The sequence below is a fragment of the Mucilaginibacter sp. GW821-FHT07G05 genome, from assembly GCF_059418565.1.
Genome location: NZ_JBWKQC010000003.1, coordinates 687,940 through 700,576, shown reverse-complemented (window position 1 = coordinate 700,576; position 12,637 = coordinate 687,940). Strand labels below are relative to the sequence as shown.

The following is a 12,637-nucleotide window of genomic DNA, read 5'->3' as shown; positions in this document are numbered from 1 at the left end:
GCCCCTATTCTTTTCTTATATATACAAAAAGCACGCGATCTTTACAATCGCGTGCTCTGTTATGTGAAAGAAATTATAAGCTGGTTATAGCGCTTAGTTAAGCCCTACATTAAGATTTTCAGGTTCAGAAAAACCAGTGAAGGCAGCCTTTACCGGGCGCGAGGTCCATGAATAAGGCACCTTAAGGTTAAATACAAAGGCTATGGTAGCGGCCAGGTCATACTGGTATACCGGTTGCTGAATTTTGTAGCCTTTTTTTACGCCTTTACCATAATAAATAACCGGAATGTTGATCTCTTCATCAGATTCGCCGCCGTGGCCTTTGTTGATACCACCATGATCGGCAACAATTATTATCATTGTATTTTCTTTTATGCCTGCTTTTTCAATCGCTTTTAAAACCGTGCCTATCAGGCTATCGGCTTTGGCAATAGATTGCAAATATTCCGGGGTCATGTGGCCTTTGTCGTGTCCGGCACCATCAACGTGGTCAAAATGAAGCAACGCGAACGTAGGTTTTTTAGCAGTGATATAATCCGCGAACTTCTCGGCGGCCTCTGTTTCTGTTTTGGCATATTCGTAATGGTTCACCATTTCTTTTTGCAGCAGGCGGCCGTAATCATCCCAATGGAAAACAACACCTTGTTCGGCCTGCGGGCGTTGCTGGCGAATAATGTCGTAAATGCTTGGTGAACGACCAACCTTATTAACCGCTACAGGGGTCATGTGTTTAGCATCGGGTTTCCAATCGTTTGAGGTGATACCGGTTATTTCAGGGCCTGCACCCAAAATCATGGCCGACCAGTTTGATGAGCTTGATGATGGTAATACGGTACGCGCGTTTTGTTTAAAAGCGCCTTCCTCAATCATGCGGTGCATAACCGGGGCATTAGCTTTTAATAAACCGTTAACGCTTAATCCGTCAATACCGATAACTATTACATGCTCAGCCAGCGGTTTACCGCTCCTTTGCTGGGCCTGCAAATTTGTACCTCCTAAAGCGATAATCGCCAATACACTTAAAATACGTTTCATAGTAGTTTTTCTTCTGTTTGTTTTCTATTGTTTATTCTGCACCACCATTGGCATACACCATGGCTTGTTCCAATATATTCAGGGCTTCATCCAGCTCTTGCAGGGTAATGATCAAAGGCGGATAAAGGCATAGCACATTACCATCTGATACCTTAAGGCTCAAGCCCAGTTCGAGGCATTTGTACAATATTTTTTCTGCGGATTGCGTGTCTTTCTCTTTTGTCGAGCGGTCTTTTACCAGTTCAATTCCCCATAAAAGGCCCTTGCCGCGCACATCGCCTATAAAGGCGAATCGCTGTTTCATCGCTTGCAGGCGATTGTCCATAAATTCGGCTGCTTGTGCTACATGCGCCAGGGTGTTATTGCTTTCCATATAATCGAAAGCGGCCAGGGCAGCAACAGCGCCTAAAGGGTTTTTTTCATGGGTGAAATGCCCCAATGATACCTGTGCGGCAACGTTCAGTTCATCCTTACAAACTATAGCGGCCATTGGTATAATACCGGCACCCAGCCCTTTACCCAGTACCAGTATATCGGGCACTATGCCGTAATGCTGATAGGCAAACATGGTTCCGGTGCGGCCCATCCCGATAGGGATTTCATCGAATACCAGTAATACGCCATGCTTATCACATATTTCGCGCACCCTTTGCCAGTACGCTTTTGATGGCACATGCACAGTGGTACTGCGAATAGTTTCGGCCACCAGTATGCCCACATCACCTTCTTTTTGTATAATATACTCCAGGTAATCGGCATAAGCCATATCGCCACCGTCGGTATTGTTGGGATTGAACCACATACCTCTGTAGCTATCAACCGGTGGCACGTGTACACTACCGGCCATCAGCGGGCCAAGCCCTTGCTGAAAAACGTATTCGCCGCCAAGCGAAATACTATCCATAGATGCGCCGTGAAAGGAATCGTACATGGCTATGGTTTTGTACTTTCCGGTATAAATACGCGCCAGTTTCATGGCCATCGCTATGGCTGATGTTCCTCCCGGAGCAAACAGTACCCGCGACAAGGCATTATCCGTTAATGCCGAAAGCCGTTCGGCAAGCGTTATAGCCGGGATATTGGTATACCGGCGCGGACAAAAAGCCAGTGTATCTAACTGCTCTTTTACCCTGCCAATAATGTACTCGTTATGGTATCCCAGCTGATGTACGTTGTTTCCGTGAAAATCAATATATGATTTCCCCGACAGGTTGGTGATCCTGATACCTTCTGCCGATTCCAGTACATCCAAACAAGGCGTAGACAGGGCCTGATGCAGAAAATGATCCGAATCGTTTTTCAGCGCAGCTTGCGAAGCCGGATCATTAATACTTTGATTCCAACGTTCGCGGCTTTCACTTAAATTAAGATCACCCTCTGTATGCAGATATCCTTCGCGGTTTGTCATTTAGTTCAATTTTATAATGCTTGTATTAACTCACCCCGACATCGCTTCGCTTGTCACCCCTCTCTCCGCAAGCGGAAAGAGGGGGATTTTATTTTTCATTTCTTCCTACCCTCTTTGCGGCAAAGCCGTAGAGAGGGTGGTCCAGCGAAGCGTAGACCGGGTGAGTTGATTATTGCGGTGGCAGGGAGGGGTTTATGCAGTTTTAAATAAAAGCCCTGTTGATGAAACCCCTCCCTGCACCCTCCCGAGGGAGGGAATCGCACATTCTCTATTTAGTCAGTTACGTAAAGGCCTGATACTTCTACTGCGCTTAGAGCTTTGTTGTAGATCCTTACATCATCTACTAAACCGCTAAGTGTTTTGCGGGTATCGTCGCCGCTATTGTAAACGCCTGATCCATCTTCCCATATCGTGAACGGATAATCGTTGGCGCTATCCCAAAGCGGACCTTTTAACGTATTCAAGTCAAAACTGGCAGGTTTTGTAGCCTGTACGGTTTCTTTGGCATCGATATATACATGCAGTAATTTAGCAGTCTGGTCAACCACTACAGTTACCATGTGCCATTTATCATCGGCCACTGCCGCTGCTTGGGGGGTAGTTTCATTAGCTCTCCAGTCCATACGGTTACTTACACCGCCTGCATCACCTGTTATTTTCACCAACCAGCCTCTGCCTGGTGAACCCGGACCTGTATAGGTATCGCCACCATCGGTAGCTACCACGAAGCCCGGGTTACCACCGCTATCCCAATTAGAGTTTGAGAACAATGCAGGGTCAGAACCGATACCTTTTAGTTTCACCCAAATGCTGAAGCTGAAGTTTTGCGTAAGTGACGGTTTTAATAAATTATGCTTAGGGAATACCGCATACGAGCCGGAAACAAACGATGCAACCCTACCTCTGTCAGCGTCATTAACAAAGCTTACACTGGCAGTAGCATGCTCGCCCAACATCGCGTCAAGCTTGTTTCCGCTGGCATCGTGTAGATCGTTATCCATTGGTAACCAGGCAACCAAAGCGGTGTTACTGCCGCTGGTAGTGGTAAAGCTCCATGAAGTTGGGGTTAAAAACCCTTCAAAGGCTTTTCCATCAGCATCCACAATAGTACCGGCATCGGCAAGTACGTAGTAAGCGGTACCAAATTTAAGCGGCGTTGCCAGTTTAACTGTTACACGTTTACCCTCAACCACAACCGACTGGCTGCCTACTGCAAGTTCTGCTACTTTTACGTTACCTGTAGTTTCATATACCGCGATGTTTCCAGCGCCTTTTATTACGTTGTTGGCAAATGTAAGTTCAAGCTTTAACAAAGAACCATCGGTACTACCCGGTAGCGGACTAAGTGAAGTAAGCGGAAGTCCGCTTGAGCCAACCGTTTTAAACGTCCAGGTAAAACCATCGGGCAAGCCCATAAATTTATTGCCAAGCAAGTCGGTAACAATACCCTGTTCAATGGTTACGGTATAGTTTTGATCTGCTTCCAGATCGTTTACCGGATTAATTACCAGGATACGTTTATCATCGGCAATAGTAACCGCGTCAGAGGTAATATCTATCCGCTGGGTATCTACCTTACTGGCAATTACCACGGTACCTGCACCTTTTTTAATAATTTCGTTAAAGGTTAGCACCAGGTTACTACCTACTGCAACACCCTCAACGGCCGAAGTAGGGTTATAGCTGACAACAACAGGGTTACCCGTATCAACTGTATAATCGTTTTCCTGTTTACATGACGTGAACAAGGCCAGGCCAAGCATAACCATTGTGCATGATACAGCAAATGGTTTAGTGTAAATTTTCTTCATATCTTAATTGAAAATCTCTTTATATATTTCAGTGCAGCTATTATTGACGGGCAAGTGTTACCCTGAAGTTTCCTTTTCCGGTCGCCTTGGTATCGGTATTTTCCCATCCCATAAAAAATGAGATAGTTAAGGAGTTTGATGAAACCTTTATATTAAAGTCGTCCACCGGGCCAATGCCTGCCACGTTAACTTTGGCGCTATCGGCAGTTTGTTTCACACTCCAGGTACCCGAAGCGTTGTTGCCAAATACAACAGGGCAATCCTGCGCCATAAACCTGGCCGGGTTGCCAGATGCCTCTGTGGTAAATACCAAACGCATAGATCCAAACACTTCTGCCGGTACATTTTCAGGCGTAACAATATCCCTTGGCGTTGCCCAGGTACCGTCGAGCCTGCCTGCTACCAGTTGGTCTGCACTCAGGTTGTTATCGGGATGCACCAAATCCTTGTTGCACGAAGTAGCTCCTGCTACAACAATCAATGCCACAAGCACAATAAAAACCGATCTTAAGCTAAATCTCTTTATCATATCATTTTGTGTTAATTGTTCACTTTAAACAGGCGATACGGAACGTTAGATTTCAGTACGCTTCCTTCTAAACCCCAGCTACCATCGGCACGCATGCCCAGGTGGCTCAAAATATTTACTGATACATCAGTAAGGCCGATAGGGTAATACGGGTGACGTTCGCTCGCCGGGCCAACCAATTCGCCGTTGTTACCTTTACCGCTATAATCTTTTACAATAGTTCCCCTTACATCATCCATTTTCAGGTAGAGGTTTAAAGAGGCTTTGTTAGGGTGATCGCTGGTTTCGATATTGCGGAGGTACATATATTTTTGAATGGTAGCGGCCGAAAGCACATCTGTCCAGATCCTTACCTCGTTGAATGAACCGGCCCAGTTTGGCGCGCCACCACTGTAGGTTTGCGTACCATCCTGCCCAAGGCACAAATAATCATAAGGTGAAGCCATATTATCGCCATCCTTATAGGTAAGGGTTGATTCGGCTACCTTTACTCCATCCTGGTAAACTGCGCAAACTTTTGTTTTATCGAAGGTAACGGCCAGGTGATGCCAGTTGCCGTCTTCCAGCGCCTTGGTTGAGCCTATATCGTAACGTTCTGATTTTTGGTTGGCGATGTTGATCTTCCAGGTTGAGCCGCTGCGGCAAATAGTATAGCCCGGTAAACCTCCCGAATCCCAGTTTTTATCTCCAATGATAGATGGGTCACTGGTATTAGCGCCTGCCTTTACCCATGTTTCTATGGTAAACTTGTTCATACCCTGTAGCGGTGTCCCTTTAATAGGCACACGCACATAGGTACGATCGCCCGAACTGGCTTTATTGATCGTGAGGATATTATCCGCGTTTTCTCTCGGGGCCAGTGACGCGCCTACAAGCTCTTTGTTATCCAGCTCGCTTCCCGAAAGAATGATAGGCACGTTGATCTCTTCCGGACTTGTGCTTTGAGGCACGCCTGATTCTGTACCGCCGTGGGTAGATGCCAGGAAAATATCCCAGTCTTCATTAGCATAACCTGTACGTGCTTCAATAGCCGCGTTTAAGCCTGCAACATATTCGTCAATTTTTTGGATAGCGAGTACATAACGTGCCTGGCGAAGCTGAAAGCCAACCTGCTCGCCCACTTCGGCCGGGCTGCTGAACTGTACGAATACCGCGCCCATATCTGCCTGCTTTACAAGCTCGGCAGCTTTTTTGTACACTTCTTCATCAGTACCGTACTGAAATTTTTGATCGGCTGCCTGGTTAAGCAAGGTATTGATCTCGGGTGTACGTACAATAGAAGCTACTACTATAGATGGCGCCCCTGTTTTAATACGTGCCACTACCGAAGGGTATTGCGTAAACTTATTACCCGAGTACGATTTGTTTATTGTTACCCCATGTTTATCAGATGATACACCGGTAAGCATGGTTGCCCAACCCGAACTTGAAAAGGCAGGTATACCGCCATAACCGTTCATACTGTACGAAGCGTCAGCGGTTATTTTATCAATACCCGGTGTGGCCGCGTAATCAATGGCAGTATTGATAATACCATCTACGCCGATCACCAGTATTTTTTTGGTTTTAGCCGTCTGAGCGTAAGCTCCTTCACCGGCGCCTAAAAAGAGGGCCAGTATTAAGCAGGAATATTTAAAAATACGTTTCATTTCTCTTCTCCTTATTTATATAACCGAATCACGTAACTACCCGGCAGACCTATCACAAAATTGAAGTTCTCGCTTACATAGCTCACTACGCCTGTACTGCTTGTTATTTTCCAGGTACAGTAAGTATCTGCCTCCTTTACCGGGAATTTCACATTCCATATCTCGCCGTCATTGGCATCGTTAACAAATGTGCCCTTAAAGCCCATAGCACGATCTTTGGTAAAGTCGATCTGATCGCCGCCAAGCGGGGTACCGTTCAAATAACCTACAAACTTGATCTGGTTAGGCGTATCGCCAACACGTTCTATTTCGGGCTGTTTAGCCATCCCTGCCGACCATGTTTTCACTTCAAATTCTTTAAATTCAATTACCAGCGCGTCTTTAAGCACCCTGCCGCCCGATTGGTTAGCCACCCTTATATCAAAGTGGTACTCGCCGGCAGGGATCCTGTTACCTTCCAGTATTTCCAGCTGGCCGGTATGCTGATTAATGCTTACAGCCGGTGTCATTACCGTATCTGTTTTAAGTAGTAGCTCGGCAGGTGTTTCGTTACCTACAATAGGCTCTTTGTAGCGCACTACCGGTATATTTTCGTTTAAGGCAGTTGTTTTAAGCCCGTTAAGTTCGCGCACTTCAACAATTTCAAAATTGAGCGGCAGTGTTGAGGTAGATACCTGGAAATTGCCGATGTTTTGCTGCAAGCCCGAAATGGCGTATTGCTTCCTGTTCTTGTAGCTGATATCGGGTGCAAGGCTTCCCTCCTGCGGAATTTTGGTACAGGCACTCATGAGCAGTGTACCGCAGGCAAAAACCGCCGTTATCAAAAACAAGGATATTTTTCTGTTGCGTTTCATCACCATTACTTAATTAAATCCAAAAATGTGTGTGTCTGAATTGAGTACATGCACTATGCCGTTGGTCGACCGCAGATCGGCAGTGGCCACCTGTACTGATTGGTAAACCTCTTTTTGTCCATCAGGACTGATGTTAAGCGAGAAAACCACATACTTGGCCCCCATGTTAACATTGCCCAAATAATCATCTGTTATAATGTTGAAGCGGGCTTTTTTACCATCAAATGTAGTGGCGTAGCTGTAGGTGGTAGCCAGTTTATTACGAACTATCTCTTCGTTAGGAATAATATAGTTTTTAAGGATCTCCGTTATCTTCACCATATCTTCCTGCGGAATGGCCTCCAACGTTGCAGGTCTTTTCTCCGGATCAGGGTATAACAGTTTAAAATAGTTGTGAATTGAATAGTCCCTCGGGGCTAAAAATGTGTTGCCCTTGGCGTTAACAGCACTTTCAAGGCCGGTAAGCTTTATTAAACGGGCCAGCGTATCAAACGTAGCAGGGTGACTGGTGAGGTAATCCATAGTGGATACACCCAAAACACCTGATTGCTCGGCGGGTACATTACCCCCGTCAGTAAAATAGGCGTCTTTGCATCCCACTACAAACAGGACACCTATTAACGCGATTGCTTTGATTAGTTTTATCATTTCGAATGCGTGTTTATATTATTGATTAAACTGCCAGTAATAGGTTTGCTCCATATTAGGGTTGTTGGCAAAGGCCTCGTCGCTAACCGGGAAGAAACCGGCACCGTCTTTTTCGCCCTGAGCGGTAATAAAGCTGTTAAACTCGTGCAGGCGGCCTAAGCGAACCAGGTCATACACACGGTGAAACTCACCGATCAATTCTCTACGTCTTTCTGCCAGTACTTCTTCAATAACAACCGGTGCATCATCCCTTGTAAATACCGGGATACCGGCACGGGTACGTACTTTGTTCAGGTTCTCCAACGCTTCCGGAACACGGCCAAGCCTTGCATCGGCTTCAGCTTTCAGAAGCAGCACATCAGCATACCTGAAAATAGGTACCGGCGCATCCATCAGGTTATAAGTTCTGTCTTTCACCTTTCTGAATTTGGCGAACATGATAGCACGCTCACCATTTTGCAATGGATCAGGGAATATTGGTCTAAGCTCGCTGCTGCTTACCGAAAAGTCTATACTTTGAAAAAACTCGTTTACACGTTTGTCTGATTTATCCCTCGCGTAGTCAGGATAGATCTCTAATATTTTTGATTTTGGCACAGCTAATGAAAGCTCGCCCCTTGAGGTGTATGGGTTGGTTAGATAATACGTCATGATGTGGCCGTAGTAATCTGAATACTCCCCTTTTTTAACATCGTAGTACATCTCAAAGATGATCTCTTCAGATTCGCCGGTATCAAACAAAGTGCGCAGGCCATCCATTGTTACCAGTTTAAAAACGCCCGAATCCATGATCTCTTTAATGGCATCAGAAGCACCCTGGTAATCTTTCAGCCACATTAAAGCATGCGCCTTAAGGGCAAGGGCAGCACCTTTTGTACCTCTCGACATCGACTCCTTACGGGTACCTTTATTTTGCCATACCAGATCGGGCAGTGCTATGTTCACTTCATCAACCACCATTTTCATTACCTCGGCAAGCGGTCTTCTGCCCAGTGCCTCTACATTACGCGCGGTAAGGTTAATAGGCACATCGCCCCAAATACGTGCTGCATAAAAATGCGACATAGCACGCAGGAAACGTGCATCGGCCAATAGCTGGGCTTTTCTTTCATTGGTAAGTCCGTTTGTAATGGCCGGTATTTTCTCCAGCACCAGGTTACATTGCTCAATAGCCCTGTAAAAAAGGCGCCAGTTGGTCATCGGCTCCAACTCGGTACGCTGTATCAGGTGGTTTTGGAAACCCGCGTTCCAGTCGCCGTCGTTATTAGGTGTGATCCAGTCGCCTGAGCGCGAATCACCCCAGAAATAATAATCACCCCATGAGCCGTTACGTGTAGTTGAAGGGGTATCGTCTTTTGTTAAACCCGACAATCCTCTTCGGAAAATAGCGAAAGCTGCTGCTACCGCGCCTTCAGCATCGGCACCTGTTTGCCAGGCCTGGTCTTCTGTTACCGTATTGATCGGTTTTTCGTCCAGCCACTTTTTACAGCTTGTTTCGGCAATCATTATCACCAGCAGGAACATGGCAATTACCTTATTTTTCATCTCTTTAATTTTTATTTTTTTGATGATGCTATCATGATCTTTCATCACAACGGCCTTCATATTGAATTGAACCTATATCTCTCCGTCAGATTAAAACCCTAATGAAACCCCGAACAGTAACATTCTGCGCATTGGGTAACCTCCCGACATATCAAAACCATCTATACTCACCAGCTCCGCATCGGGTCCGCTGTATTTTTGGAAGGTGACCACGTTATCCATAGTGCAATACACCCTCATCCTGTCGAAAGGCAGGCGTGGTATAATCTTCTTAGTGAAATTGTATGAAAATGTAACCGCTTTAATTTTGAAGTAAGAACCATCCTCAATGTATTCCGAATCGTAGTTTACAATCTGCGAAGCATCGCCCCATGGGTTAAGGGTTGGATATTTGGCATTGTCGCCGCTTTTTTCCCATATAGAGTAGTTATCAAAATTTGGCATTGATGAGCTACCGGCAAAATCTTTACCGAACCTCAGCCTGTTAAGCAGTGCCGTATTCACAATATCGCGACCTATAACGAAGGTTGAAACCACGTTTAGCCCGAAACCTTTGTAGTTAAAGTCGTTCGTCCAGCCACCGGTCCATTTCGGGTTAGGGTCGCCTGCGTAAACACGATCAGATACATCTATCTTATAATCGCCGTTCTGATCTTTAAAATTCCTATCGCCCACTTTAAGGGTTTTACCTTGCAAGCCTATTAAACGTGCGCCCGTTTTAGGATTCACCGGGATCTGGCTTTCTGTTTGGTAAATACCCTGCGATTCGTAGAAGAAGAAACCGTTAAGCGGGGTACCCGAACGTACTATCGAGCCAAAATCCTGACCGGAAGTACTGGTTTTGATGATATCGGCATTACCGTCAGGCAGCGCTATCACACGGTTTTTGTTGTAGGCAAAGTTTAAGCCTGTGCTCCAGGTAAATTTTGAACTTAAGTTCATGTTGGTGTTAACGGTAAACTCTAAACCGCGGTTAAGCACGTTGGCAGCGTTACGGTAAACCTCGTTATAACCTGAGGTAGTTGGCAATGCCGTGGTTAACAGCAAGCCTTTGGTTAACTTTTCATAAGCATCAAATATGAACTCCACTTTGTTTTTGAATAAGGAAATATCCACACCGATGTTGCTCATTGATGTTTTTACCCAGGTAAGGTTTTCGTTTTTGAAACCGTTATACCAGGTAGGTGTGTAGCCGGAGATACCACCGTAAGAGATTTGCAGCAATGAATTGTACTGATCGAGCGTACCGCCGTTCATGATACCAAGGGCAAGGTAATCGTTATCCCACGTGGTACCTGATAAACCGTAGCTACCGCGGATCTTTCCGCTTGATAACCAGTTCCAGTTTTCAAATATTTTTTCTTTGCTAAAGTTCCAACCGGCCGAAACAGACGGGAAGATACCCCAGCGGTTAGCCGCGCCGAATTTTGATGATCCATCTGTACGGATAGAAGCACCGAACAGGTATTTCTCTTTGTATGAATAATCTAACCTGCTGAAGTATGACATCAGCGTATTGGCGGTATAGTTACTGCTGCCTATGCTGTTTCCCTTTGGCCAGTTAACCGTTTGTGACAAGGTTGGCGCAGCGCTTACACTGTTTACGGTTGTAATTTTCGATTCCAGTTTCTCGGCACTTTGCCCAACCAATAAACTGATCTTGTGGCCGTCGCCAAACTTAGGCGCGTAGGTTAATGTATTTTGAAAAAGCAGGTTTCGGTTTTCACCGGCACCGCTGCTATTGGTTGCCCTGAGCGTACGGCGCGATACCGAGTAAGAATCCTGCATTAAGCGCAGATACTCTAAACTCAGGCTGGCTTTGTAGCTCAAATCTTTAATGATATTCAATGTAGCATCCGAACTGAAACGTACCCTGTCGTTCAGGTTAGAAACATTGCCTGGTTGATATACTTCGGCACCCTGCACCAAAGGATTATCAGGCAGCGGCAGTAAAGATGAGTAGGTTGTAGAAAGCGCATCGGGGTTACGGCCCTGATCTGTACGTGAAACAGCCAGCGTATTGTTAATGATGAGTTTCTTATTTAAAGCGTTAAAGGTGGTACTGGCCAAAGTGCTGTAACGTTTGAAGCCGGTATTGAACAAGATACCCCTGTTATCCATATACCCTAAGCTGATGCTATACTGACCAAAATCGCCCGCGCCCCTGATAGAACCATTATAATCCTGGGTAACAGAAGTATTGTATAGGTACCCTTGCCAGTCGGATGAATTACCATAGAACGGGTTGGTTACATCGGTATACATGGCAGGCATAAATACACCGTAAGGGGCGTACTGATTGTAAAGGCGGGTAACCTGCTCGCGCTCTTTATTACCACCGGCAACATCAAGCAATTGCGGTACAAAGTTGATACCCGTACGAATGTTCAGATTGATCTGCGGTTTGCCTATCTTTCCTTTTTTGGTGGTGATCAAAATTACACCGTTTGCCGCCCTCGAACCATAAATAGCCGCGGCAGAAGCATCTTTCAATACTACCACGTCTTCAATATCGCTCGGGTTAAGATCGGCCAGTACGTTGGTACTGGTAATGGCAAACTCGCTGCTTGTTTTTGAAATGATGGGAATACCATCAACTACATATAAGGGTTCAGAAATTGCAGAAGCGTCATCGCGGCTTACCGCGGCCAAACCCCTGATGATGATGGCAGGCGACGCGCCCGGTTCACCGGAGTTGAGCTGGATGTTTACACCCGCTACCCTACCCTGCAATAATGACTCGAATGATTCTGCTGCCTGGGTTTCGGTGATCTTATCCATTTTAACAGAAGCTACCGAACCGGTAATTTCCAGTTTGGCCTGGCTTTTATAACCTACCACCAATACCTCGCCCAGTGTTTTGGTATCTTCGGTAAGATGGATGTTTAAATCAGCTGCTTTTTTATAAACTATTTTAAGGCTTTGAAAACCGATAGAGGTACAAAGCAGCGTGTCGCCAACGGTAAGCGGTAAGCGGAATGTTCCGGAATTATCCGTCATGGCGCCGCCGTTTTTACCCTGTACTTTTATGGTAGCCCCTATCACGGCTTCGCCCCGCTGATCGGTTACTTTACCCGTCGTAACAGTTTGAGCGATCACACTTACAGGAATCACCAGTACTACAAAAAGAAAAACTCTTTTTATTAATGCCTTCATTA

The 12,637-nt window shown here is 45.8% G+C and carries 9 protein-coding genes; all 9 read right to left on the bottom strand.

The genetic code is table 11. From position 1 onward, the window contains the following. Positions 1-93: 93 nt before the first annotated feature. The 9 genes from AC07NA_RS11065 to AC07NA_RS11025 all read right to left on the bottom strand — a co-directional run bounded on the left by AC07NA_RS11065 (position 94) and on the right by AC07NA_RS11025 (position 12,635). Positions 94-1,035, bottom strand: a complete 942-nt coding sequence (locus AC07NA_RS11065; RefSeq protein ID WP_494897625.1) for an alkaline phosphatase family protein — start codon at positions 1,033-1,035, stop codon at positions 94-96. A 31-nt stretch (positions 1,036-1,066) separates the two neighbouring features. Further along, positions 1,067-2,443 (bottom strand): aspartate aminotransferase family protein, encoded by a 1,377-nt coding sequence (locus AC07NA_RS11060; RefSeq protein WP_494897624.1) that lies wholly within the window; start codon positions 2,441-2,443, stop codon positions 1,067-1,069. A 272-nt stretch (positions 2,444-2,715) separates the two neighbouring features. Next, positions 2,716-4,254, bottom strand: a complete 1,539-nt coding sequence (locus tag AC07NA_RS11055; RefSeq protein WP_494897623.1) for an Ig-like domain-containing protein — start codon at positions 4,252-4,254, stop codon at positions 2,716-2,718. Between the two features lie 40 nt (positions 4,255-4,294). Continuing rightward, positions 4,295-4,783, bottom strand: a complete 489-nt coding sequence (locus AC07NA_RS11050; RefSeq protein ID WP_345210773.1) for a hypothetical protein — start codon at positions 4,781-4,783, stop codon at positions 4,295-4,297. Between the two features lie 11 nt (positions 4,784-4,794). Beyond that, positions 4,795-6,432 (bottom strand): LamG-like jellyroll fold domain-containing protein, encoded by a 1,638-nt coding sequence (locus AC07NA_RS11045; protein ID WP_494897622.1) that lies wholly within the window; start codon positions 6,430-6,432, stop codon positions 4,795-4,797. 11 nt (positions 6,433-6,443) lie between these two features. Next, complete coding sequence (locus AC07NA_RS11040; RefSeq protein WP_494897621.1) at positions 6,444-7,286, bottom strand: hypothetical protein; 843 nt, start codon at positions 7,284-7,286, stop codon at positions 6,444-6,446. Between the two features lie 9 nt (positions 7,287-7,295). Then, positions 7,296-7,934, bottom strand: coding sequence for a fasciclin domain-containing protein (locus AC07NA_RS11035; RefSeq protein ID WP_494897620.1), 639 nt, complete (start codon positions 7,932-7,934; stop codon positions 7,296-7,298). An 18-nt stretch (positions 7,935-7,952) separates the two neighbouring features. Continuing rightward, positions 7,953-9,539: a RagB/SusD family nutrient uptake outer membrane protein gene (locus AC07NA_RS11030; RefSeq protein WP_494897619.1), complete on the bottom strand. Its 1,587-nt coding sequence runs from the start codon at positions 9,537-9,539 to the stop codon at positions 7,953-7,955. A 30-nt stretch (positions 9,540-9,569) separates the two neighbouring features. After that, positions 9,570-12,635 (bottom strand): SusC/RagA family TonB-linked outer membrane protein, encoded by a 3,066-nt coding sequence (locus AC07NA_RS11025; RefSeq protein WP_494897618.1) that lies wholly within the window; start codon positions 12,633-12,635, stop codon positions 9,570-9,572. Between the last annotated feature and the right edge of the window lie 2 nt (positions 12,636-12,637).

Coding starts and splice junctions, on each gene's coding strand:
- AC07NA_RS11045 (WP_494897622.1), bottom strand. CDS start 6,432: ATGAAACGTATTTTTAAATATTCCTGCTTAATACTGGCCCTCTTTTTA.
- AC07NA_RS11065 (WP_494897625.1), bottom strand. CDS start 1,035: ATGAAACGTATTTTAAGTGTATTGGCGATTATCGCTTTAGGAGGTACA.
- AC07NA_RS11055 (WP_494897623.1), bottom strand. CDS start 4,254: ATGAAGAAAATTTACACTAAACCATTTGCTGTATCATGCACAATGGTT.
- AC07NA_RS11040 (WP_494897621.1), bottom strand. CDS start 7,286: ATGAAACGCAACAGAAAAATATCCTTGTTTTTGATAACGGCGGTTTTT.
- AC07NA_RS11030 (WP_494897619.1), bottom strand. CDS start 9,539: ATGAAGGCCGTTGTGATGAAAGATCATGATAGCATCATCAAAAAAATA.
- AC07NA_RS11025 (WP_494897618.1), bottom strand. CDS start 12,635: ATGAAGGCATTAATAAAAAGAGTTTTTCTTTTTGTAGTACTGGTGATT.
- AC07NA_RS11035 (WP_494897620.1), bottom strand. CDS start 7,934: ATGATAAAACTAATCAAAGCAATCGCGTTAATAGGTGTCCTGTTTGTA.
- AC07NA_RS11060 (WP_494897624.1), bottom strand. CDS start 2,443: ATGACAAACCGCGAAGGATATCTGCATACAGAGGGTGATCTTAATTTA.
- AC07NA_RS11050 (WP_345210773.1), bottom strand. CDS start 4,783: ATGATAAAGAGATTTAGCTTAAGATCGGTTTTTATTGTGCTTGTGGCA.